Consider the following 23,261-nt stretch of genomic DNA (forward strand, 5'->3'; position numbering starts at 1 on the left):
TCGCCGGATCAGATCACGCGGCGGGCTGGTCCCGGCGGGTGCGGCGCGCGAGCGCGACACCCGCCAGGGTCAGCACCCCGCACAAGACCAGCGTCAGCGACAGCGGCACCGACGAACCGCCGGTCTCGCCCACGACCGCGAGCCCGGCGATGGGCAGGATGCCGCCCGCCACGGCCGTGCCGAACGCGATGCACAGGCCGCAGCCCGTGTAGCGGGACGCCACCGGGAACAGGTCCGCCATCAGCGACGGGACCGCGCCGTTGAACGCCGCGTAGCAGACGCTGCCCACCAGCATCGCCAGCAGCATCGGGCCGAACGCACCGGTGTCGACGAGCCAGAACGCCGGGAACGCCCACACCACCAGCAGCACACCCGACCAGCGGATCAGCCGCTCGCGGCCCCAGCGGTCGGCGCGGGTCGCGCTCACCAGGGTCAGCCCGGCCAGCACGACCGAGGTGATGAGCAGCCCGAGCTGGACGTCCAGCCCGCTCAGCGACGGCACGTACGTCTTCGTGTAGGCCACCAGCCCGGTCATCAGCACGTAGAGGAACGAGCAGGGGGCCGACCACATCAGCGAACCCGCGATCAGCTCCCGCCAGTGGTCGCGGAAGACCGCGCGCACCCGGGGCCGGCGGCCGGTGGTCGCTTCGTGCTTGGCCAGCTCCGCCACGAACTCCGGGGTCTCCTCCAGCCGCTTGCGCAGCACCAGGCCCAGCACCACCAGCAGCGCGCTGGCCAGGAACGGCACGCGCCAGCCCCAGGCGCGGAAGACGTCCGCGCTGACCGCCGTGCTCACCAGCAGGACGACCCCGCTCGCCAGCGCGATGCCGAGCACCGTGCCCAGCTGCACGAACGAGCCGTACAGCGACCGCCGCCGCTTCGGCGCGTGTTCCACCGCCACCAGGACCGCGCCGCCCCATTCGCCGCCGACCGCCAGGCCCTGCAGCATCCGGAACGCGAGCAGCAGCACCGGCGCCCACAGCCCGGCCGTGGCGAAGGTGGGCAGCAGCCCGATCGCGACGGTCGCGGTGCCCATCAGCAGCATCGAGCCGAGCAGCGCGGTGCGGCGGCCGCGGGTGTCGCCGAGCCAGCCGAACAGCAGCGCGCCGAGCGGGCGCATGCCGAACGCCACCGCGTGAGTGCCGAGCGCGGCGAGCGTGCCCATCCAGGGCGAGGCCGCCGGGAAGAACAGCGGGCCGAACACGAGCGCGGCCATGAAGGCGTAGACGATGAAGTCGAAGATCTCGACCAGGGTGCCGATCATCGACGACGTCGCGATGCGGGCCGCGGACAGGGGTTTGCCGGTCACGACCGGGCGTGCGGGAGCTGTTTCGGACATGGGGGTATCGCCTCGGGAATTCGCAGGGGGAGAAAAGAATTCAGGATGCGAGGGATTCGGCGAACGCACGGGCGTCACCGGGCTCGCCCAGGGAAAGCACCAGCGGGAGCACGGCGGCCGCGCGCGGTCCCGCGTTGCCGGTGAACTTCTCGCGGATGTCCTCGTGGGACAGGGGCCGCTCGGCGTGGCCGCGGTGGACGGCTTCGCGGCGGGCGAGCGTGCGTCCGTCGTGGAGGTCGATTTCGACGGCCGCCGAATACGCGTGGGGGAACAGGCTTTCCGGGTCGTCGCCGATGTCGACGAGCTGCGCGAGCTCGAGGATTTCCTTGTCGCCCAGAGCTTCGTCGGTGAACTCGGCCAGCGTCAGCCGGCCGCGTGCGACGCACGCGGCGGCGACGAACGGCAGGCTGAACTTGGCGTCGTAGTCGTCCTGCGGCGCGCGCTTGCGCTCGATCGGGTCGCTCACGGCGGCGCCCGGGGTCGGGTGGATGAAACAGCGGATGCGGGCGACGTCGGCCGCGCCGAAGCCGCCCTCGGCGCGCAGGGCCAGCACGGCGTCGGCGAAGCCGTGCGTGAAGTGGCAGCTGGGGAACGGCTTCACGGCCGTGTCCAGCAGTTCCCAGCGGGTGCCGAGGTCCCGCACGAGTTCGGTGACGTCCCACTCGCGGCCCTGCAGGTGGGTGGCGTACAGGCCGTGGCGGCCTTCGTAGACCCGCGGGGGACCGGGCCAGTCCTCGGCGGCGAAGGCGACCGCCGTCAGCGCCGAGTTGGCCGCCCAGCCCGGGTGCAGGCGCTTGGTCCACGCGCCTTCGGCGAGGAATTCGAGGATGCCCGACGCCATCGAGCCGACGATCTCCTGGGCCGCAGTGATGCCGTCGGCGTCCAGACCGGACAGTTTCGCGGCCGCCACCGCCGAGCCGAACGCGCCCGCGAGGCCGGTGGGGTGAAAGCCGACCGCGTGGAAGCCGCCGCGCGCGACCTTGCCGACGCGCGCGCTGATCTCGACCCCCAGGATGTAGGCCAGCAGCAGGTCTTCGGTGGAGCGGCCGTGCTGCACCGCCGCGGCGAGCGCGGTGGGCAGCGCGCTCGCCGAGACGTGGGTGATCGAACCGCTGTGCGTGTCGTCGAAGTCGAGGCCGTGCACCAGCACCGCGTTGAGGATCGCTGCTTCGCGCGGGGCCAGCCGGTCGGGCAGCCCCAGCACCGGCTGGTCGCCGCCGCCGAAGCGGGCCAGCGCCCGCCGCGCCCGCCGGGTGAACTCGTGCTCCCCGGCGGCGAGCGCGACGCCGACCGCGTCGAGGATCAGGTGGCGGGCCCGGTCGAGGACTTCGGGCGGCAGGTCGCCGAGCCGGAGGCGCGCGGCGAACTCGCCGACGGTCCGGGCGACGGGCTCGGTGGCAGCGGGGGACACGGCTCCTCCAAGGGACTCGGCGTTGATGACCCACGGGCCGCCGGAGCGTCCCGCGGGGTAAGTCTGCAAGCGTGGGGGCCGAGACGCAAGGAAAAGTTCAGACGTTTTCCGATCCGGTCTTCATGCGCTCGTAGACCGGACGCAGCGCGACGAGGTGCTCGCGGGTGAGCCGCTCGGCCGTCTCGCCGTCGCCGGCGGCCACGGCGGCGTAGATCCCCTCGTGGTGGGTGTCGATCTCGGCCCAGCGCGACGCCGCGATCCGGTCGCGGTGCATCCGGGAGCGCAGTACGACGTTGACCGGCTGGCACATCAGCCGCAGCAGCGGGTTGCCGGTGATGGACACGAGCGTGGTGTGGAAGTCCCAGTGCAGGACGAATCCCTTGTCGGGATCCAGCTGCGCGGTCTGCTCCATGGTCCGGCGCAGGCTCTCGAGGTCGACCTCGCCGGCGCGTTCGGCGGCCAGCCGCGCGGCGGGCGGCTCGATCATGAGCCGCGCTTCGATCAGGTTGTCCACGCTCAGGTTGTTGGCGTTGACCAGCAGGCCGAGCGTGCCACCGAGGTTTTCGGCGACCGTGCCGGCGTCGGGCGCGGCCACGAAGCTGCCGCCGGTGACCCCGCGGGTGGTGTCGATGAGCTGCTGGCTGGTGAGCAGCCGCAAGGCTTCCCGGACGGTGCTGCGGCTGACGCCGAAGAGCGTGCACAGCTCGGCCTCGCTCGGCAGCCGCGTGCCGGTGGGCAGCGCGCCGCCGATGATCTGCTCCCGCAGCTGGGTGGCGATCTGCACGTAGGCGGCCTGTACGCGCCGCACGCGCAAGCCCGGGGCGGTTTCGTCCTTCATTCGGCCAGCGTAGGGCGTGGGCCACCGTTTCGGTAGCAATCCACGACCTAAAAACGTCTGACATATTGCGCGAGCGGGTTTCGCCCCGCATACTCCTCGGCACGAGCCCGGAACGCACGAGGAGGTGGCCGTGGCTGTGCACGAGAGCCGGCTGGGACGGTTCTACGAGGAATTCACCGTCGGCGACGTTTACCGGCACCCGCTGGGACGCACGATCAGCGAAACCGACAACACGTGGTTCACGCTGCTGACGATGAACACCCACCCGGCGCACTTCGACGCGCACTACGCGGGGAAGACGCCGTTCGGCAAGATCCTGGTGAACTCCGGGCTCACCATCGCGATGCTGCTGGGCCAGAGCGTCTCCGACATCAGCCAGCGGGCCGTCGCGAACCTCGCCATGACGAACATCCAGCTCACCCACCCGGTGTTCGTCGGCGACACGCTCTACGGCGAGTCCATCTGCACCGCCAAGCGCGAGTCGAAGTCCAAGCCCTACGCCGGCCTGGTCGAGGTGCACACCCGCGGCCTTAACGCCGGCGGCGACGTCTGCCTTTCGTTCGACCGGACCGTGCTGGTGTTCAAGCAGTCGGCGGCCGGCGACATCGACTCGTTCCCGGCCGCCAAGCCCGGCCCGCTGACCCTGGGGGAGGTGCGCGCGTGAACCTCCCGTTGCAGGACCTGAAGATCCTCTCCCTGGAGCAGTACGGCGCCGGTCCGTTCGGCTCGGTCCACCTGGCCGACCTCGGCGCCGAGATCATCAAGATCGAGGACCCGCGCTTCGGCGGCGACGTCGGCAGGCACACCCCGCCGTACGCCGAGGACGGCGACTCGTTGTTCTTCGAGGCGTTCAACCGCAACAAGCGCTCGATGGTCCTCGACCTCGGCAACCCGCGGGGGCGGGTGGTGTTCGAGCGCCTGGTGAAGGTGAGCGACGCGGTGTACTCGAACCTGCGTGGCGACGTGCCGGCGAAGATGCGCATCCGCTACGAAGACCTCAAGCACCTCAACCCGAAGATCGTCTGCTGCTCCCTGTCGGGCTACGGCATGACCGGCCCGCGCAGCAAGCAGCCCGGGTACGACTACATGCTGCAGGGCCTGGCCGGCTGGATGGCGGTGACCGGCGAGCCGGACGGCCCGCCCACGAAGTCCGGTTTGTCCATGGTGGACTACTCCGGCGGCATCGTGGCGGCGCTGTCGATGGTCTCGGCCATCCACGCGGCCCGCCGCGACGGCGTCGGCATGGACTGCGACGTCAGCCTGTACGACACGGCCATCGGGATGCTCACCTACCTGGCGACCTGGCACCTCAACGAGGGCTTCGAGCCGCAGCGCACGCACCACTCCGCGCACCCCAGCCTGGTGCCGTTCCAGAACTTCCCGACCGCGGACTCGTGGGTCGTGATCGGCTGCGCCAAGCAGAAGTTCTGGGAGCGGTTCGTCGGCGTGCTGGGCTCGCCCGAGTGGGCTCGCGAAGAACGCTTCGCCACGCCCGCGTCGCGTTACCAGCACTCGGCGGAGTGCGTGAAGCTGATCGAAGCCGAGCTGGCGCGCCGGACCACCGCCGAGTGGCTGCCGCTGCTCGAAGAGGCCGGCGTGCCGTGCGCGCCGATCAACACCATCCCGCAGGCCCTGCGCGAGGAACACACCCTCGCCCGCGGCCTGATCGTGGAAACCGAACACCCGCGGTTCGGGACCGTCCGGCAGGTCGCGTCCCCGGTCCGCGCCGGAACCCCGCGCACCGAGCACGTCCGCGCGCCGCGGATGGGGGAGCACACCGAAACCCTCCTGGCCGAGCTGCTCGGCACCGGGACCGACGAGTTCGCCGAGCTCACGCGCGCGGGCGCGTTCGGCGTCGAGGAGCACTGATGGACTTCCGCCTCACCGACGACCAGGAGCAGTTCCGCTCGATGCTGCGGACCTTCGTCGACAAGGAGATCGTGCCCGTCGCCCGCGAGTGGGAGCAGGCGGGCCGGTATCCGACCGAGATCGTCGAGCAGATGAAGCAGCTCGGCCTGTTCGGGCTGATGATCCCCGAGGAGTACGGGGGCGCGGCGGCCGACTTCACTTCGTTCACGCTGATGTTCGAGGAGATCGCGCGCGGCTGGATGGGCGTCGCCGGCATCCTCGGCAGCCACTCGCTCTCCTGCTGGATGATCGCCCGGCACGGCACCGACGAGCAGAAGCGGCGGTACCTGCCCGACCTGGCCACCGGCAAGCGGCGCACCGGCATCGCGCTCACCGAGCCCGACGCGGGCACCGACCTGCAGGGCATCCGCACCACCGCAGTCCGCGACGGCGACGAGTACGTCGTCAACGGCGCGAAGATGTGGATCACCAACGCCCGCTACGCCGACCCGCTGCCGGTGCTGGTCAAGACCGACCGCACCACGACCCCCGCGCACAAGGGCATGAGCGTCCTGCTGATCGACGCGAACACACCCGGGTTCCGCGTCACCAAGGACATCCCGAAGCTCGGCTACAAGGGCACCGAGTCCTGCGAGGTCGTGTTCGAGGACGTGCGCGTCCCGGTGGGGAACCTGCTCGGCGGCAGCGAGGGCCGCGGCATGCAGCAGGTGCTCTCGGCGCTGGAAGTCGGCCGGCTCAACATCGCCGGCCGCAGCCTCGGCATCGCCCAGCGCGCCTACGACGAAGCTCTCGCGTACTCGCGCGAGCGGCAGGCGTTCGGCAAGCCCATCGCCGACTTCCAGGCCATCCAGATCCGGCTCGCCGAGACCGCGACGCAGCTGCAGGCCGCGCGCCTGATGACGTACTGGTCGGCCACCGCGCTCGACCGCGGCGAGCGCTCGGACCTGCAGACCGGCATGGCGAAGCTGTTCTCCTCGGAGATCGCGCTGCAGGCCGCGCAGGAGTCGATGCGCATCCACGGCGGCTACGGCTACTCGGCGGAGTTCGAGATCGAACGGCTCTACCGCGACTCGATCCTGATGACCATCGGCGAGGGCACCAGCGACATCATGCGCACGGTCATCGCCAAGTCGCTGGTGGCCGGCAAGGGAAAGGTCGGCTGGTGATCCCGCGCAGCTGGCTGTTCTGCCCCGGCGAGCGGACCGACCGCCTGGCCAAGGCCGTCGCCGCGGCGGACGTCGCGATCGCCGACCTCGAAGACGCCGTCGCCCCGGACCGCAAGGACGCCGCCCGCAAAGCCGTCGCGACGGCGCTGCACGGCGACCCGGCCGCGGCCGCGCGGACCTGGGTGCGGGTCAACCACGACCCGGCCGACCTGGCCGCGCTGGCCGGGCTGGACTTCGCCGGGATCGTGGTGCCGAAGGCGGAGCCCGGGATCGTCGAGCGGGTCGCCGCCGCGACCTCGGTGCCGCTGGTCGCGCTGATCGAGACCGCCGCCGGGCTGTGGGCGGCGCGCGAGCTGGCGGCCCACCCGCGGGTGCGGACCCTGGCGCTCGGCGAGTACGACCTCGCCGTCGAACTGGGCACCTGCCCACCCGACGTGGACGGCGCGCCCCTGGCGTGGGCGCGTGCCCGCGTCGTCGCGGCCGCCGCGGCGGAGGGCTGCCCGCCGCCCCCCGCCGCGGTTTCCACCGTCCTGCGCGACGAACCCCGGTTCCGCGCGGACACGCAGCAGCTGGGGCGCTTCGGCTTCTTCGGCCGGATGTGCATCCACCCGGCACAAGTGTCCACAGTGCACGAAGTGCTGCGGCCGTCCGACGAAGAAGTCGAACGGGCAACGAAGATCGTCCAGGCGGCCGAGGAAGCGACCGACGCCGTCCTCGTGGTGGACGGGAAGATGATCGACCCGCCGGTCGTGGCACACGCCCGCCGGGTCGCCCACTTGGCAGGGCCGGAGAGGACCAGGCGATGAAACGCATCGGAGTCGACGTCGGAGGCACGTTCACCGACATCATGTACTGGGACGAGGACGGCGATCTCGCCGTCCACAAGGTCCCGTCCACCCCGCACGACCCGTCCCAGGCCACTGTGGACGGGGTGCGGCAGCTGGCCGAGCAGGTCGGGATCTCGGTCGCCGACCTCGGGCAGTTCCTGCACGGAACGACCGTCGCGACCAACATCGTGCTGGAGCACAACGGCGCCGACGTCGGCCTGATCACCACCGAGGGCTTCCGCGACATCCTGCACATCGCGCGCAAGAAGCGGCCCTACAACTATTCGTCCTACCAGGACCTGCCGTGGCAGAAGTGGCAGCTGGTTCGCCGCCGCAACCGCCGTGTGGTGCCGGAGCGGATCAACGCGGCCGGCGAGGTCCTCGTCCCGCTGGACGAAGAAGCCGTGCGCGAGCAGGTCCGCGTGCTGAAGGACAACGGCGTCGCGGCCATCGCCGTCTGCTTCCTCCACGCCTACCGCAACCCGGCCCACGAGCAGGCCGTCAAGCGGATCATCGAGCAGGAGTACCCGGGCGTGTTCATCTCGCTGTCCAGCGAGGTCGCCCCGCAGTACCGCGAGTACGAGCGCTTCTCGACCACCGCGCTCAACGCGTTCGTCGGGCCGAAGGTCGCCCGGTACATCGACAACCTCGCGAACACCACCCGCGAGGCGGGCGTGCGCGGCGACATCCGGCTGATGACCTCGGCCGGCGGTCTCATCACGTCCCAGCACGCCGTCGACAACCCGGTCCTGCTGCTCACCAGCGGTGTGGTGGCCGGGTTGCTCGGCGGGTGCGCGATCGGCCGGGCGTCGGGGTACCCGAGCGTGATCACCCTCGACGTCGGCGGCACGTCGGCCGACATCGGCGTCGCGCCCGACGGCAAGCTGCGCATGAAGCACCTGCTCGACACGCGCATCGGCGACTACCACGCGATGGTGCCGATGGCCGAGGTCGACACGATCGGCGCCGGCGGCGGCTCGGTCGCGTTCGTCGACGAGGGCGGCATGTTCCGCGTCGGCCCGCGCAGTGCCGGCGCCACTCCCGGCCCGGCCTGCTACAACCGCGGCGGCACCGAGCCCACCAGCACCGACGCGATGGTGGTGCTGGGCTGGCTGCAGGCCGACAGCTTCCTGTCCGGCTCGATGCGCGTGGAGCCGCAGCTGGCGGAGAAGGCGATCGAGGAGCACATCGCGAACAAGCTCGCCACGAGCGTCGAGCACGCCGCGGTCGGCATCTTCCAGATCCTCGCGCACGCCATGACCGAGGCGATCAGCCTGCACTCGGTCCGCAAGGGCTACGACCCGCGCGACTTCTCGCTGGTCGCCGAGGGCGGCGCCGGGCCGCTGTACGCGTGGCACATCGCGCAGCAGCTCGACATCCCGCGCGTGATCGTGCCGCACCACCCCGGCATCGCCTCAGCGATGGGCCTGCTGGCCACCGACATCCGCGTCGAGCAGCCCGCGACCGTGTGGACGTCGCTGGCCGCCCCGGACCTCGACAGCGTGCGCGACGCGTTCGCGCGGCTCGAAGCGCAGGTGACCGAGCAGCTCACCGGCGACGGCCTCGCGCCGGAGGACTTCGTCATCGAGCGCAGCCTGGACTGCCGCTACATCGGCCAGGGCTACGAGCTGCGCGTCCCGGCGCCCGCCGGCGACATCGACAACACCTGGGTCGCGAGCGCGTCGGAGGCGTTCCACCAGGTGCACGAGCGCACTTACCTGCAGCGTTTCGACGACAAGCCGGTGCACCTGGTCAACGTCCGGGTCACCGGGATCGGCAAGGTCGGGCACGTCCCGCTCGCCGAGATCGAGAGCGGCGGCGAGGACGCCTCCGCCGCGGTCAAGGGCACCCGCGAAGCCGTGTTCTGGACCGACGGCAGCAAGCCCGCCACGTTCCCCACCACCGTCTACGACCGCGCCCTGCTCAAGGCGGGCAACGTGCTCACCGGGCCCGCGATCGTCGAGCAGTTCGACTCCACCACGGTCATCGGGCCGCGGCAGCGTGCCACGATCGACCGGGTGGGCCACATCATCATCGAGACGGCCGCCGGTGAATCCGCTGCCGTGGACGCCGAAGGAGGCCAGCGGTGACCGCACTCGATCCCGCCGGTGTTTCGCTCGCCGGACCCCGCCCGGACGACTTCACGCCGGTCGACGTCGACCCGATCACGTTGCGCGTCATCGGCGGCGCGCTGAACTCGATCGCCAAGGAAATGGCCCAGATCCTCTACCGGATGGCCTACTCCAGCCTGATCCGCGAGTCCGAGGACCTCGGCGCCGGCTTGTTCGACGTCAACGGCCGCGAGCTGTGCGAGTCGGACTCGACCCCGATGCACTGCGGGTCGATCCCGGCCTACATCCGGGGCATCAACCGCAAGCTCGCCGGCACGTACAAACCGGGCGACGTCATCCTGCACAACCACCCGTACCACGGCGCCGCGCACTCGCCGGACTACGGGATCATGATCCCGATCTTCTTCGGCGGCAGGCACATCGGCTTCGCCGGCTGCACCGGGCACGTGTCCGACATCGGTGGCAACTTCCCCGGCCTGTGCATGGACGTCGTCGACGTCTGGGCCGAGGGCAAGCTGATGGACGCGGTCAAGATCTACGACGGCGGCGTCCGCAACACCGCGCTCATCCAGCACATCCTCGACAACGTCCGCACGCCGGAGCAGAACGCGGGCGACCTCGAAGCGCTGATCGCGTGCTCGCGGCTGGGGGAGAAGCGGTTCCTGGAGCTGCTCGACCGCTACGGCTACGACACGGTGATGTCTGCCGCCGACAAGTGGATGGACTACTCCGAGGACATGCTGCGCCGCCGGATCACCGAGATCCCGGACGGCGTCTACGAAGCACCGCTGTCCTATTTGGACGACGACGGCAAGAACCGCGACGTGCCGCTGAAGGTGTCGGTGCGGGTCCGCGTCGAAGGCTCCGACATCGTCGTGGACCTCACCGGCTCGCACGGCCAGGTCCCGACGGCGTTCAACGTGCCGTTCGAGGGCTCAGTGCTGCCGACCGTGGCCTCGGCCGTGCGCACGCTGCTGCTCGACGAGGCGCTGACCGAGGAGTTCGTGCCGCAGAACGACGGCTGCTTCCGCCCCGCCAAGGCGTACGCGCCGGAGGGCACGATCTTCAACCCGGACTTCCCGGCGTCGTGCTTCGCCCGGTTCTCGCAGATCAACCGCATCTTCGACTCGATCAACCTGGCGCTGTCGGACGTCCTGCCGGAGCGCGCGGTGGCCGGGTCGTCGGCGGCGCTGTGCGCGATCGCCTATTCGGGCCTGGCCGAGGACGGCCAGTCGTACTGGGTGTACATCGAGATCAACGAAGGCTCCTACGGCGCGCGCAACGGCAAGGACGGGCTCGACTGCGTCGACTCGCTGATGGCCAACACGCGCAACAACCCGATCGAGGAGCTGGAGCTCAACCACGCGATGATCGCCGAGCGCTACGAGCTGCGTGACGAGCCGCCGGCACCGGGCCGCTACCGCGGCGGGATCGGCAGCGTGCGGAAGTGGAAGATGCTGACCGACACGTTCATCGGCTCGGAGGCGGACAACCGCACCGACCCGCCGAAGGGCCTGGCCGGCGGGCACGACGGGCTCGCGGGCTCGTTCACCCGCAATGCCGGTACCGAGCGCGACGAGCCGCTGTACTCGAAGGTCACGCAGGAGAAGTGCGCGGCGGGCGACACCCTGGAGATCAAGCTCCCGTCCGGCGGCGGCTACGGCAGCCCGTTCGAACGGGAGGCGGCTCAGGTGCTCGACGACGTCCTCGACGACTACCTGTCCGTGGCGGACGCGCGGGCGCACTACGGTGTCGCGCTGACCGGGTCCGGGAGGGCGCTGGCGGTCGACGAGGCCGAGACCGCGCGGCTGCGGGCGGCGGTCTGACGTGGACGAGGTGCGCTCGCTCGTCGAGGCCCAGCTGGCCGTGGCCCGGGACCGCAACCCCGAGCTACGGGCGCTGATCCGGACCCTGGATCCGCCCGCGGCCGGCGACGGTCCGCTGCACGGGCTCACGGTCAGCGTCAAGGACAACATCGACGTGGCGGGCGTGCCGACCACCGCGGGTTCGGCGCACCTCGGCACCGAACCCGCGGCGGTCGACGCCGAAGTCGTCCGGCGGCTGCGGGCGGCGGGCGCGCTCATCACGGCGAAGGCCAACCTGGCCGAGTTCGCGATGGGCGTAGTCGGCCGGAACGCGGCCTTCGGCGACGTCCGCAACGCCCGCGATCCGCGGTGCATCTCGGGCGGGTCGAGCAGCGGTTCGGCGGTGGCGGTGGCGAGCGGCATGTCGACGGCGGCGCTCGGCACGGACACCGGCGGGTCGGGGCGGGTGCCGGCGTCGGTCAACGGCATCGTCGGCCTGCGCCCGACGCTGGGCCGCGTCTCCAACCAGGGCGTGCTCCCGGTCGGCGAGTCGTTCGACACGGTGACCCCGCTGACGGCCGACGTCGCCACGGCGGCGGCGATGCTCGCGGTGCTGTCTTCCGATGGGCCGACGGTCGATTCGCTGCTGGGCCAGGACATCGCCGGGCTGCGCGTCGGCGTCGCGACCGGCTTCTTCCGCGCGCGGGTGGACCCGGGGGTGCAGCGGGTGGTCGACGGCGTGGTGGCGGCGCTGCGCTCGGCGGGTGCCGTGGTCCGGGACGTCGAGGTGCCGGGCGCGGCGGAGGCCCAGGACCGGATGATCGAGATCATGTACCCGGAGGCGGCGGCCGTGCACGCCCGGCGGCTGCGCGAGGAGTCGGACACGATCGATCCGGACGTGCTGCGGCGCCTGCGGATCGGCCAGTCCATCCCGCCGGAGACGTCGGCCAGAGCGCGGGCGTGGCAGCGGGATTTCCGCGATCGGGTCGACGCGCTGTTCGAGGACTGCGACGTGGTGCTGACGCCGACGATCCCGGTGGACGTGCCCCGCCGCGACGCCGTCGACCTGGCGGCGTCGACGCAGGAGATCGCGCGGTTCTGCTACGTGTGGTCGTGCTACGGCGGCCCGTCGATCAGCGTCCCGGCCGGCGACCACCCGGGCTCGGGGCTGCCGGTGGGCGTCCAGCTGTCGGCGGCACCGTGGCGGGAGGACCGCCTGCTGTGGGCCGCGGCCAGGCTCAGTGAGCACACACTGTCCGGCACCGGTGGGGGTGGCGGTTCGTCCGCTACCAGATCGCCGGAAGCCGGTGCAGGCCATAGATGTTCGCGTCGTCCTTGAACGGCAGCTCGTCGACGTCCACCGCCGGCTCCAGTGTGGGGACGCGGCGGAACAGGGTGTCGAACACGGTCTGCAGCTCCATCCGAGCCAAGTTCTGACCCAGACACTGTTGCGGCCCGAACCCGAACGCAACGTGGTGGCGCGCGCCGCGCTCGACGTCGAGGTCGTCCGGGTTCTCGAATACCCGCGGGTCCCGGTTGGCCGAACAGCCGAGCGTCAGCACTCCTTCGCCAGCACGGATCAGCTGCCCGCCGACCTCGGTGTCCTCGACGCACAACCGGGCTGCCGCCGCGTCGATGATCGTGAAGTACCGCAGCATCTCCTCGACCGCGTCGAGCGTCTTGCCCGGGTCGGCCTTGATCAGCGCGAGCTGCTCCGGGTTGCGCAGGAATGCCACGGTCGACAGCGAGATCATGTTCGCCGTCGTCTCGTGACCGGCCACGAGCAGCAGGAAGCCCAGGCCGGCCAGCGCAGGCCGCCGGTAGGTGCCGTCCGCGCACAGCTTGACGATCTGGCGCCCGAGCAGGTCGTCCGGCGGGTTCTCCTCCTTCTCCGCGATGAGGTCGGCCAGGTAGCCCTGGATGGCTGCCATGGCCGCGCCCCGCTCCTCGGGCAGTGTCGACTGCTTGAGCATCTTCACCGTGTGCCCCTGGAAGGACTCGTGGTCGGCGTAGGGCACACCCGACATCTCGCAGATCACCAGGGACTGCACCGGCACCGACAGCGAGTCCACCAGGTCGCCGGGCCGCGGGCCGGCCAGGAGCGCGTCGATCCGCCCGTCGACGATCTCCTGGATCCGCGGCCGCAGCGCGTCCAACCGGCGCACCGTGAACTCGCCGAGTACGGCTTTGCGGGCCGGCCCGTGCTCGGGTGCGTCCATCTCGATCAGGGTGCGCTCCTCGCCCGGCCGCCGGGCCGCCGCCCCGCCCTCGACCAGCTGCGGGAAGTCCGGATGCTGCCGGTCGGCGCTGAACCGCCGGTCGTTCAACACGGTTCGCACGTCTTCATGGCGGCTGACCACCTAGGCCCATCCGCCGTCGGGCAGACGAACCCGCGAGACCGGCTCTTCTTCGCGGATCTCTTCGTACGCCGGCGGCAGCGCGAACGGGCAGGTACGGGCCATGGGGAACTCGTGCCTCTCGGCGGTGGTCATGACTTTCCCTCCAGTACGTCACAGACAGGCGATCGATGTGGACCACGGAACCGCAATGGACCACGGGGACCGGCAACTCCGGTCGGATTCAGGCTCGATCCGTTGCCTCACGGGCAAAGTACGGTTCGGCCGCTTCCAGTCGCGGTACCGAGATACCCAGCCGTCTTGCTTCGGCCAGGGTGTCCCGGCAGATCTCGCGCGGCTCCTCGGCGCCGGGGTCGGAGTGCGCCGCAAAACTCACGCGCAGGGGCGCGACAGGAGCGATCAACCAGGCGAGCGCAGGGGCCGTCAGCCAGGTGGGCGCCCGGAACAGCAGCACCCCGCCCCGGTGCCGTCGCAGGTCAACGCCGCGGGCCCGCAGGAGCGGCAGCAGCTCGCGGCCGGCCAGCAGCCCCTCGCGCAGGTCACCCGTTGCCCCGGCCAGCTTGGACAGGGAACCCAGCCGCAGGCCCTGCGAGAACAAGCCGGCGTCCGACACGAAATGGACCCACAGCCAGCCGCGGAAGTGGGCGGTACTGCTTGATCGACATGCGCGTGCCCGACGGCGGCGGCCCACCGCCGCACCGGCACGACTTCGAGGAGATGTTCACCATTCTCGAAGGCGAGATCGAGTTCACCTTCCGGGGCGAAAAGCACACCGCGGCGGCCGGGGCCACGGTGAACATCCCCGCCAACGCCCCGCACCACTTCCGCAACGTCGCCGGCTCCCCGGCGCGCATGCTCTGCATGTGCACGCCCGCCGGGCAGGACGAGTTCTTCCGCCGCGTCGGCGACGAAGTCGCGAGCATGGACGCACCGCCCCCGCCCCTCACCGACGACGAGGTGGCCGAACGCCGACGGCGAGCCGCCGACCTGGCCCCGTGGTACCGGACCGAGATGCTCTGACGAGCCGGCGTGCGAACGACAGGCCAACGGGCCGGCCGCGGCGGGCGCCACGTTCGCCTGACATCCACCGCCGGTGGAGGAGCAGGCAGCAACCGGGAGTCGCCGTGGCCGGCGAGGATTCGCCGCGTCGGGGCGAGCTGAAGAACGGGCCGCGGATCAGAACACGGTCGGCCGGAGCAGCGCGTCGATGCCCCCGTCGACGACGAACTGGGCCCCGTGGACGAACCCCGCGTCCGGGCCGAGCAGGTAGCAGGCCAGTGCCGCGATCTCGTCGGGCCGGCCGTGCCGGGGGATCGGGGCCGTGAAGCCGCGGATCGCTTCGCCGTAGCGCGGGTCTTCGGCCGTGGCCGCCAGCAGCGGCGTGTCGACCGAGCCCGGGGCGACGGTGTTGAGGCGCACCCCGGCCGCGCCCCACTCGGCCGCGCGCCGGCGCACGGCCACGGTCAGCGCGTTTTTGCCCGCCGCGTAAGCGAACTGGCCGCGGTAGTCGCCGCCCGCCGCGACGGCTTCGGCGATCAGCGACTCGTCGCCGGTCTCGATCGCCTCGGTCAGCGGGTTCTCCTCCCACTTGAGGTGCGTGGAGGCGACGGACGACACGACGACCGCCGCCGCGGCCGTTCCCTTGCGCAGCGCGGGAAACAGGCCATCGATGACGGCGACGGTCCCGAAGTAGTTGACCTGGGCGATCCGGGCGACGTCGTCGACGTGCGGGCCGAGGCCGGCGCAGGCGACCAGGCCGTCGAGCACGCCGTCGCAGCGGTCGAGTACGCCCTCGACGGCCGCGGTCCGGCCCTCCGTGGCGGCCAGGTCGGCGGGCACGTCCGCCGAGCGCAAGTCGACGCCGATGACCCGGTGCCCGGCATCCCGCAGCCGCGTGGCGGTGGCGGCGCCGATACCGGACGCGCTGCCGGTGACGGCGACGGTGCTGATAGCGGTACCTTCTTTCATGGCTGGGACCTCCGGGGAACGCTTCTGGTGCTTGTCCTGCGAGGACTGAAATGAGACAGCGTCCTCGGGGGTTGTAGCCGGAGGCTTGTCGTCTTGGAGGGTGTTGTCCCGATGAGGACTGGTTTATCAGCACGACGCGCGGCCTCCGGTTCCAGTTTTTTCGTTGCTGGACGCGAAGGGAGTCGGAGCATTTGCTTGGAGCAGGCATCGACTGGGCGGAATCGTTTCACGACGTGGCCTTGGGTCGCCCCGGAGAAGGGGTGATCGAACAATTCCGTATCGACCACACCGCAGCGGGAGTCAACCGGCTTGTGGCCCGTTGCCTGGAGCTGGAAACCGACCCGGCCGACGTGCGGGTCGTGCTGGAAACCCGACACGGCCTGTTGGTGGAAACGCTGGCCGACGCCGGTTTCACTGTTCTTCCGGTCAATCCGGACGTGGTGGCCCGCCGCCGCGGGCCGGCTAAAAAGAAAGACGACGCCGAAGACGCCAGGATCTGCTGCCTGCTGGCATTGGACCAGTTTCTGGAATTGCGGAAACTGATCCCGCACGGCGAGCTGGCGGGAGAATTGCGCACGATCGCCCGGGACGACGAACGCGCCGCCCGCGACGAGCGCCGGCTGCTCAACCGGCTGCGCGCGGACCTGCTGGCAACCTTCCCTGCCGCGCTGGCCATCGCCGGCGGCAACCTCGGTTCGCCGGTCATGCTCAAGCTGCTGAGCCGCTGGCCCGGCCACGACGAGCTCGCTGCGGCCGACCCGCACGACATCGCCGCGTTCGCCCGCGCCGCCAGCCACGGCTGGCCCGACCGGTTCGCCGCCCGCGTCGCCGACGCCCTCGCCGCCGACCGGCTGCCGGTGAAAGACTACCTGGCGCGCGCGAAAACCGGCACGATCGCGCTGACCGCGACCCAGCTGCTGGCCATCCGCGACCAACGACGGGCCTGGGAACGCCGCATGGCCGAACTGCTGCTCGGAACGGCCCGCCGCGGCCACGCAACACAGGCGAAGGAACCCGATCCGGGAAAAGCGGTCCCGGGCGGTGACATCTACCTGAGTTTCCCCGGACTCGGGGACCGGCTCGCCGCCCGGATAGCCGGAGAAATCGGAGACGACATCACCCAGTTCGCCACACCGAACGGGCTGCAATGCTACGGCGGAACCGCCCCGGTCACCCGCCGCTCCGGCCGGAGCGAGTTCGTCGTCGCCCGTCGTCTGGCGCACAACCACTACCTGGGCGCAGCCGTGCATCAGTGGGCCTTTTGCAGCCTCTCCCGCAGCGCATGGGCGCGGGAGTTCTACGACGGGAAAATCGCCGCCGGGAAGAGCCATCACTCGGCCCTGCGCGCTTTGGCGAACCGATGGCTGGAAATCTTGTGGCACTGCCTGGTCAAACGCATCCGCTACGACGAGACCATTCACATTCGCAACCGGCAGCAAGCCCACCAGCCTCCCTCGGCGGCCTGAGGTTGACAGAGGGTGTCTCATCGGGGTTTCCCTTCGGTGGCCAGCACGCAGCGGGTGCCGGAGTAGATGGTGGGCATGCAGCGGTTGCAGTGGATGCACAGCGACCGCGCGTCCGCGTCGGCCCGCATGCGATGCAGGAGATCGGGCTCGCGCAGCAACGCCCGGGCCATCGCGACGAACGCGAACCCTTCCGCCATCGCCAGATTCATGGTCTCGACCGTGGTGATGCCGCCGAGCAAGATCAGCGGCAGGTCCAGCGCCGCGCGGAACTGGCGGGCGCGGTCGAGCAGGTAGGCCTCGCGGTAGGGGTACTCGTGCAGGAAGAACCGGCCGCCCAGGCGCAGGCCGAGCCGGGCAGGCTGGGGGAACGCGGCCGCGAAGTCGCGGACCGGGGCGTCGCCGGTGAACAGGTACATCGGGTTGAGCAGCGAACTGCCCGCGGTCAGGGCCAGGGCGTCGAGGCCGCCGTCGGCTTCCAGCCACTGGGCGACCTGGATGCTTTCGTCGAGCCAGAAACCGCCGGGGACGCCGTCGTCCATGTTGAGCTTGGCGGTGATCGCGATCCGGTCGCCGACGGCGTCGCGCACCGCGCGGGCGATCGCGCGGGCCAGCCGGGCGCGGTTGGCGAGGCTCCCGCCGTAGGCGTCGGTGCGGTGGTTGAGGCGTGGGCTGAGGAACGAGCTGACGAGGTAGTTGTGTCCGAAGTGGATTTCCACGGCGTCGAACCCGGATTCCAGGGCGGTGCGGGCCGCACTCGCGTGGGCTTCGACGATGCGGTCGAGGTCGGCGGGGGTGGGGGCGCGCGTCGGGCGCAGGCCGAGCGGGCTGAACCAGCGGGTCGGCGACAGCGCGGGCAGCCGGTTCGACGCCGCGTTCGCCACCGGCCCGGCGTGCCCGATCTGCGCGCAGGCCGCCGCGCCTTCGGCGTGGATCGCGTCGGTGAAGCGGCGCAGCCCGGGGACGGCTTCGGGACGCATCCAGATCTGGTGGCGATCGGTGCGGCCTTCCGGCGACACCGCGCAGTAGGCCAGCGTCGTCATCCCGACGCCACCGCGGGCCGGGCGCCGATGGTACTCGATGAGCTCGTCGGTGACGAGCGCGTCCGGCGTGCGGCCTTCGAACGTGGCGGCCTTGATGACGCGGTTGCGCAGTTCGACCGGGCCGAGGCAGGTCGGCGCGAAGACGTCCGGCGCGCTCACGGCGCGTCCAGCCCGGCGACGACGAACGACCGGACCGCCTCGGCGGGCAGCCGCGGCTCGGCCGGCGCCGGGGCGCCCGGGGCGCCGAACACCTGCAGCAGCAGCTGGAAAGCCAGCACCCAGCGGGTGGCGGCCTGCTCCCCGGTCAGGTCGGGACGGGCCGCGCGCAGCATCCCGATCCACGGATCGAGACTGAACCACGGCGACGTCCAAGGCAGCCGCTGGCCGGAAAAGAGCACCCGGGCGAGCAGGTGCAGCCGCAGCCGGCCGACGGGGTCGGCGGCCTGTTCGGTCAGCGGGGCGAGGACGGCGTCGACCAGGTCCGCGGCGGCGGGCACCCACCCGTCCCGCCGCCGGCGTTCGACGTCGTCGAGCAGGCCGCTCCACACGGGCGCCAGCCGTACTTCCAGCATCGCGGCGACCAACGCTTCCTTGGAGCCGAAGTGGTAGTGCACGGCGGCCGGGTTGAGCCCGGCGGCCGAGCAGATCCCCCGCACGGAAACGTCGTCGTAGCCGGCGGTCAGCAGCAGCCGTTCCGCGGCGGCCAGCAACCGGTCGCGAGTCGAGTCCACCGTCGCTTTCATGCGTCGAGTAGAGCATCGAACGCGGTCGGTTTCAAGCATTGATTGAATCACTGATGGGATCGACGACCCGGTCGTCGACCGCGCTCATGGCCCGGCAGCGCCCGGGCTCGCGCAGTGCCCGGCTAGCCGCGGCGCTGGTCGGGGACGATGCCGAACGCGCGGATCTTGCGGTAGATCGTGGCCCGGGACATGCCGAGGTCGGCCGCGGCGTGCTCCTTGTTGCCGTCGTTCGCCGCGAGGCTGCGCACGATCGCCTCGTACTCGATCGTCTCCAGTTTCGTCAGCTGGCGGCGGGTGAACATGCGGCACTCGGCGGGCAGGTCGGTGACCTCGATGGTGCCGGTCCGCCGCTGCCGGGAGGCCTCGCTCAGCACCTGGTCGAGCTGCCGGACGTTGCCCGGCCACGGCAGCCGCATGAGCTGCCGCAGGCACGTGTCCGAAACCGCGACGTCCTGGTTGCTGTGGCGGCCGAGCAGGTGCGGGACCAGCCGGCGCAGGTCCTCGATCCGGTGCCGCAGCGGCGGGATGTCGATCGCCCGGGTGAAGAACGGCATCAGCTGCAGCTGGACGTCGGGGCCGGGCGCCTCGTCGCGCACCGTGGCCGCGACCCAGGCGGGGCCTTGGTCCGCGGGCATCGCCTGCCAGGTGGTGAGCAGGTCGGCCACCCGCTGCAGGGCCTCGCCGGTCAGCGCGTCCGCGTGCTGGAGGATCACCACCGGCGGCCGGCCGCCGGCGACGTCGTCGGCCAGGGCCTGGACCTTGGCGGCCCGGTCGTCGAGGCCGGCGCAGTCGAGCAGCAGCGCACGGCGGCCGTGGCGGACGGCGACCGCGTGGGCCACGGCGGTCTTGCCGGTGCCGGGCTCGCCGCTGAGGGCGGCCCAGCTGCGCGCGGCGAAGCTCGCGGCGGCGGCGCAGCCCTGCCGCCAGAGCGAGCTGCCGCCGACCAGGCCGGGCGGCTGCAGGTCGGTCTGGCACGCGGTGGACCGGGCGGCGGACTGGTTCTTCACCCGGAACACCCCGCCCGCGAGGGTCGAGCCGCTGTACACCGGCCGGTACTCCAGCCGGGCGACGAGCCCGGACGGCAGGTCCGCCACGACGGTGACCGGCCGTGGTGAGCCCGCGATGTCCTTCGTGTGGGTGATGAGCGCCGCCCGGTCCGTGACGTCGTAGCGTGCTTCAGTCGTGTAAACAGGTCACCCCTGGCGCCATGGAGGCAGCTGTCGAGCCGGGCGGTACCCGGCTCGACAGCATCCACGTGAGCTATGCGGTCGGGTCCGTAGCCTGAGCGGCGTGCTCTTCCAGCGATCATGACTATGGCCCGTGATGCCGTTTCGCGACCGCATGGTGGGCTAAGCGGAGGAGACTATGGCTGTCAGCAGGTTCGTGGTCTGCCGGAGTGCCGGCAGAGCAAGATTTTCGCCCTGACGTGGGGGCGGTCGAAGCGCTCGAAGCGCTCGAAGCGGTCACGTCATCGGGGGCCGACGCTGGTCGCCGCTTGCGTCTGCCCGGCCGCGCACGCCTACCTGGCGCGGGTGCAGGTGTTCGTGGCGAACACCGGGACCCGACAACGTCACCGTGTACGACACCCGGATGCAGGAGGTGGTCGCCACCGTCCGGGTCGGCCGCTCGCCGGTCGGGGCGGGTGCGGCGCCCGGCGGGGACCGGGTCTACGTCACCAACGAGCTCTCCGACACCGTTTCGGTGATCGACGCCCGCACGTACTCCACCCTGGCCACGGTTCCGATGGGCCTGCACCCGTTCGGCGTCGCGGTGGTCGGCTCGCGCGCCTACGTGACGAATTTCGGGGCCGACACCTATCGGCTCGGCCGAGTCGGAGTGGCCGGCCGGGCAAGGTTTCACCCGTTCACCCCTGCGGGCCGGTGCGAATCGGCCCCGGGAGGAGCTGTCGGGCGCCGCTCCGCTACTCGAACGGCTAGTCGCGGGCTGCTGTCCGGCCGTGAAGTTCTGCCGACACGGCGACCGGGCTGGCTGCTTGACTGCGGTCGACTCGACGATGAGACGGGAGACCTTGGTGGAAGTTGAACGGACCTCCCACACGTTGCCCGGGCTGACCGCGCCCGCGGAGATCGTGGTGGATCGCTGGGGTGTGCCGCACATCTACGCGGCCACCACCTACGACGCTTTCCGCGCCCAGGGCTTCAACGCCGCGCGGGACCGGTTGTGGCAGATCGACTTCTGGCGCCGGCGCGGTCTCGGCCGGCTGGCCGAGGTGTTCGGCGCGGAGCACGTCGAACGGGACCGCGCTGCCCGCCTGTTCCTCTACCGCGGGGACATGCGCCGCGAATGGCTGGCCTACGGCTCGGACACCAAGCGTGCGACGACGGCGTTCGTGGAAGGCGTCAACGCGTTCGTGGAACTGACGCGCGAGGACCCGTCGCTGCTGCCGCACGAGTTCCGTGAGCTGGGCTACGAACCCGCGCTGTGGGAACCGGAAGACGTCGCACGCATCCGCAGTCACGGGCTGTTCTACAACGTCCGCGAAGAAGTCGCGCGTGCTCGCACCCTGCGCGACCTGCCGGGCGACGCGGAGGAGCTGCGTCGGCGGCGTGAGCCGTGGCGACCCGTCGAGGTGCCGGAGGGGCTCGACCTGGACGCGATCCCCGACGATGTCCTGCGCGTCTACGACCTCGCCACGACACCGCCCGCGTTCGGGCCGCCCGCGCCCGAGGACCCACAGGGGGACGTGCTGCCCGAGGGCAGCAACAACTGGGTCCTGGCGGGGACCAGGACGCGTTCGGGTCGGCCACTGCTCGCCAACGATCCCCACCGCGCGGCCGCGGCGCTGCCCGGGCTGCGCTACATCGCCCACCTCAGCGCGCCGGGGCTCGATGTCATCGGCGGCGGGGAACCCGCGTTGCCGGGCATCTCCATCGGCCACAACGGACGGATCGCGTTCGGGCTGACGATCTTCGCGATCGACCAGGAAGACCTCTACGTCTACGAAACCGACCCCGATGACCCGGTGAGCTACCGCTACGAGGGCCGGTGGGAGCCGATGCGCCGGGTGACGGAGACGATCGCCGTCCGCGGGGGAGAGCAGGTCGAGGTCGAGCTGCTGTTCACCCGGCACGGCCCGGTGGTCTGTCAGGATCCGGAGAAGAACGCAGCGTTCGCGGTGCGGGCCGCGTGGCTCGAAGCCGGCATGGCGCCTTACCTCGGCAGCATGGACTACATGCGCGCCCGGAACTGGGACGAGTTCTCGGCGGCGATGAACCGCTGGGGCGCCCCGCCCGAGAACCAGGTTTACGCCGACCCGAGCGGCCGGATTGCGTGGCAGACCGGCGGCCTCACCCCGATCCGGCCGAACTGGGACGGCACCCTGCCGGTGCCCGGCGACGGCCGCTTCGAGTGGGCGGGCTTCTACGACACCGACCAGCTGCCCGGCGCCGTCGATCCGGCCGAAGGGTTCCTGGCCACCGCGAACGAGATGAACCTGCCGGCGGACTACCCGCCCGAGCGGCACATCACCTACGACTGGTACGCGCCCTACCGCAAGCACCGCATCGACGAAGCGCTGTCACAGACCACCGACGCCACGCCGGAGAGCATGGTCGAGCTGCAGAGCGACTTCCTGTCGGTGCCCGCGCGCCGGATCGTGGCGCGCCTGCGTGAGCTGCCTGTGCCCGTCGGCGCCGACGGACTCGACCTGCTCACCGGCTGGGACGCGGTCCTCTCGCCGGAGAGTGCTGCAGCCGCGCTGTTCGAGGTTTGGTACCGCCGGCACCTGCGTCCCGCCCTGCTGGTTCGCGCCCTTGAACCCCTCGTGGGTGCGGAGCGGGCCGGGGAGGCCGCCACCCGCGTGTCGCCCGCCGAAGACCTGCTCGCCGACGCGCGCGTCGACCTGGAGCTGTTCGAAGCTGACGACGCCGACACCGCGGAGATCGTGGCGAAGACCCTGCGCGCGGCCGTCGCGGACCTCGAGCGCCTGCTGGGGCCGGACCGCGACGCGTGGCAGTGGGGCCGCCTGCACACGGCCCGGGCCCAGCACCCGCTGAAGGCGCTGCTCGGCACCGTTTCGGCGGACCGGCTCGCCACGGAAGCGCTGCCCCGCGGTGGCAGCGGCGACACCGTCGGCAACACCGCTTACGGCCCGAACTTCGCTCAGTCGGCCGGCGCGACGTTCCGGATCGTCGTCGACGTCGGCGAGTGGGACTCCTCGCTCGCGATGAACGCTCCCGGGCAGTCGGGCCGGCTCGACGATCCGCACCTGACCGACCTGTTCGAGCCGTGGAGCCGCGGCGAGGCGTTCCCCCTGCTCTACACCCGGGACCGGATCGACGCCGAAGCCGAGACCGTCATCGCTCTCAACCCGCCCGCCTGACCGTCATCATCCCCTGAA

18 protein-coding genes and 2 pseudogenes are annotated in these 23,261 nt (G+C 71.3%); 11 read left to right on the top strand and 9 right to left on the bottom strand.

Annotation, left to right across the window (positions count from 1 at the left end; genetic code table 11):
* Window positions 1-13: 13 nt before the first annotated feature.
* From ATK30_RS30460 to ATK30_RS30470, 3 genes are all read right to left on the bottom strand, one after another.
* Window positions 14-1,339: an MFS transporter gene (locus tag ATK30_RS30460; protein ID WP_101438414.1), complete on the bottom strand. Its 1,326-nt coding sequence runs from the start codon at window positions 1,337-1,339 to the stop codon at window positions 14-16.
* 40 nt (window positions 1,340-1,379) lie between these two features.
* Window positions 1,380-2,750: an MmgE/PrpD family protein gene (locus tag ATK30_RS30465; protein WP_101438415.1), complete on the bottom strand. Its 1,371-nt coding sequence runs from the start codon at window positions 2,748-2,750 to the stop codon at window positions 1,380-1,382.
* Between the two features lie 97 nt (window positions 2,751-2,847).
* A complete protein-coding gene (locus ATK30_RS30470) occupies window positions 2,848-3,588 on the bottom strand; it encodes a FadR/GntR family transcriptional regulator (protein WP_101438416.1) in 741 nt (246 codons plus the stop codon).
* A gap of 130 nt (window positions 3,589-3,718) precedes the next feature.
* Here ATK30_RS30470 and ATK30_RS30475 point away from each other — a divergent pair, with 130 nt between their 5' ends.
* From ATK30_RS30475 to ATK30_RS30505, 7 genes are read left to right on the top strand one after another with little or no spacing between them, the layout of a single operon-like run.
* The gene (locus ATK30_RS30475; protein WP_101438417.1) at window positions 3,719-4,252 is read left to right on the top strand and encodes a MaoC family dehydratase; all 534 of its coding nucleotides are present in this window, start codon (window positions 3,719-3,721) and stop codon (window positions 4,250-4,252) included.
* Entirely contained in the window at window positions 4,249-5,457 is a 1,209-nt protein-coding gene (locus ATK30_RS30480) for a CaiB/BaiF CoA transferase family protein (RefSeq protein ID WP_101438418.1), read from the top strand. Before ATK30_RS30475 ends, ATK30_RS30480 begins: the two co-directional genes overlap by 4 nt.
* Window positions 5,457-6,623 carry an acyl-CoA dehydrogenase family protein gene (locus ATK30_RS30485; protein ID WP_101438419.1) on the top strand — a complete coding sequence of 389 codons (1,167 nt, stop codon included), beginning with the start codon at window positions 5,457-5,459 and terminating at the stop codon, window positions 6,621-6,623. Before ATK30_RS30480 ends, ATK30_RS30485 begins: the two co-directional genes overlap by 1 nt.
* A complete protein-coding gene (locus ATK30_RS30490) occupies window positions 6,620-7,429 on the top strand; it encodes an HpcH/HpaI aldolase/citrate lyase family protein (protein WP_158242512.1) in 810 nt (269 codons plus the stop codon). Before ATK30_RS30485 ends, ATK30_RS30490 begins: the two co-directional genes overlap by 4 nt.
* A complete protein-coding gene (locus ATK30_RS30495; RefSeq protein WP_101438420.1) occupies window positions 7,426-9,540 on the top strand; it encodes a hydantoinase/oxoprolinase family protein in 2,115 nt (704 codons plus the stop codon). Before ATK30_RS30490 ends, ATK30_RS30495 begins: the two co-directional genes overlap by 4 nt.
* Window positions 9,537-11,348, top strand: a complete 1,812-nt coding sequence (locus tag ATK30_RS30500) for a hydantoinase B/oxoprolinase family protein (RefSeq protein ID WP_101438421.1) — start codon at window positions 9,537-9,539, stop codon at window positions 11,346-11,348. The genes ATK30_RS30495 and ATK30_RS30500 overlap by 4 nt, the downstream gene beginning before the upstream one ends.
* 1 nt (window position 11,349) lies before the next feature.
* Window positions 11,350-12,666 carry an amidase gene (locus ATK30_RS30505; RefSeq protein WP_101438422.1) on the top strand — a complete coding sequence of 439 codons (1,317 nt, stop codon included), beginning with the start codon at window positions 11,350-11,352 and terminating at the stop codon, window positions 12,664-12,666.
* On the opposite strand, the pseudogene ATK30_RS30510 reads toward ATK30_RS30505, so the two are convergent.
* Both ATK30_RS30510 and ATK30_RS30515 read right to left on the bottom strand, forming a co-directional pair.
* A pseudogene (locus ATK30_RS30510) lies at window positions 12,614-13,819 on the bottom strand (cytochrome P450). The gene ATK30_RS30505 and the pseudogene ATK30_RS30510 overlap by 53 nt on opposite strands.
* Before the next feature lie 88 nt (window positions 13,820-13,907).
* A pseudogene (locus tag ATK30_RS30515) lies at window positions 13,908-14,327 on the bottom strand (ketopantoate reductase family protein); the annotation flags it as partial.
* A 20-nt stretch (window positions 14,328-14,347) separates the two neighbouring features.
* On the opposite strand from ATK30_RS30515, the gene ATK30_RS30520 reads away from it, so the two are divergent.
* On the top strand, window positions 14,348-14,704 hold the full coding sequence (locus tag ATK30_RS30520; protein ID WP_101438423.1) for a cupin domain-containing protein: 357 nt from the start codon (window positions 14,348-14,350) through the stop codon (window positions 14,702-14,704).
* A 156-nt stretch (window positions 14,705-14,860) separates the two neighbouring features.
* Here the strand turns inward: ATK30_RS30520 and ATK30_RS30525 are convergent, their stop codons facing one another.
* A complete protein-coding gene (locus ATK30_RS30525; protein WP_244194779.1) occupies window positions 14,861-15,652 on the bottom strand; it encodes an SDR family oxidoreductase in 792 nt (263 codons plus the stop codon).
* Window positions 15,653-15,843: 191 nt separating this feature from the next.
* Here ATK30_RS30525 and ATK30_RS30530 point away from each other — a divergent pair, with 191 nt between their 5' ends.
* On the top strand, window positions 15,844-17,118 hold the full coding sequence (locus ATK30_RS30530) for an IS110 family transposase (protein WP_037367968.1): 1,275 nt from the start codon (window positions 15,844-15,846) through the stop codon (window positions 17,116-17,118).
* A gap of 17 nt (window positions 17,119-17,135) precedes the next feature.
* Here the strand turns inward: ATK30_RS30530 and ATK30_RS30535 are convergent, their stop codons facing one another.
* The 3 genes from ATK30_RS30535 to ATK30_RS30545 form a co-directional block, all read right to left on the bottom strand.
* Window positions 17,136-18,317, bottom strand: a complete 1,182-nt coding sequence (locus ATK30_RS30535) for an NADH:flavin oxidoreductase (RefSeq protein ID WP_101438424.1) — start codon at window positions 18,315-18,317, stop codon at window positions 17,136-17,138.
* Window positions 18,314-18,901 (bottom strand): TetR/AcrR family transcriptional regulator, encoded by a 588-nt coding sequence (locus tag ATK30_RS30540; protein WP_101438425.1) that lies wholly within the window; start codon window positions 18,899-18,901, stop codon window positions 18,314-18,316. Before ATK30_RS30540 ends, ATK30_RS30535 begins: the two co-directional genes overlap by 4 nt.
* A gap of 122 nt (window positions 18,902-19,023) precedes the next feature.
* Window positions 19,024-19,995 (bottom strand): AAA-type ATPase lid domain-containing protein, encoded by a 972-nt coding sequence (locus ATK30_RS30545; RefSeq protein ID WP_244194780.1) that lies wholly within the window; start codon window positions 19,993-19,995, stop codon window positions 19,024-19,026.
* 481 nt (window positions 19,996-20,476) lie between these two features.
* Between ATK30_RS30545 and ATK30_RS46445 the strand changes: the two genes are divergently transcribed.
* Both ATK30_RS46445 and ATK30_RS30555 read left to right on the top strand, forming a co-directional pair.
* Entirely contained in the window at window positions 20,477-20,944 is a 468-nt protein-coding gene (locus ATK30_RS46445; protein WP_244194781.1) for a YncE family protein, read from the top strand.
* On the top strand, window positions 20,934-23,243 hold the full coding sequence (locus ATK30_RS30555) for a penicillin acylase family protein (protein WP_244194782.1): 2,310 nt from the start codon (window positions 20,934-20,936) through the stop codon (window positions 23,241-23,243). Before ATK30_RS46445 ends, ATK30_RS30555 begins: the two co-directional genes overlap by 11 nt.
* The last annotated feature ends 18 nt before the right edge of the window (window positions 23,244-23,261 follow it).

This window comes from Amycolatopsis echigonensis (assembly GCF_002846615.1).
In the GTDB taxonomy this organism is placed as follows: Bacteria; Actinomycetota; Actinomycetes; order Mycobacteriales; family Pseudonocardiaceae; genus Amycolatopsis; species Amycolatopsis echigonensis.

Coding starts and splice junctions, on each gene's coding strand:
- ATK30_RS30525 (WP_244194779.1), bottom strand. CDS start 15,652: ATGAAAGAAGGTACCGCTATCAGCACCGTCGCCGTCACCGGCAGCGCG.
- ATK30_RS30460 (WP_101438414.1), bottom strand. CDS start 1,339: ATGTCCGAAACAGCTCCCGCACGCCCGGTCGTGACCGGCAAACCCCTG.
- ATK30_RS30485 (WP_101438419.1), top strand. CDS start 5,457: ATGGACTTCCGCCTCACCGACGACCAGGAGCAGTTCCGCTCGATGCTG.
- ATK30_RS30470 (WP_101438416.1), bottom strand. CDS start 3,588: ATGAAGGACGAAACCGCCCCGGGCTTGCGCGTGCGGCGCGTACAGGCC.
- ATK30_RS30520 (WP_101438423.1), top strand. CDS start 14,348: ATGCGCGTGCCCGACGGCGGCGGCCCACCGCCGCACCGGCACGACTTC.
- ATK30_RS30495 (WP_101438420.1), top strand. CDS start 7,426: ATGAAACGCATCGGAGTCGACGTCGGAGGCACGTTCACCGACATCATG.
- ATK30_RS30540 (WP_101438425.1), bottom strand. CDS start 18,901: ATGAAAGCGACGGTGGACTCGACTCGCGACCGGTTGCTGGCCGCCGCG.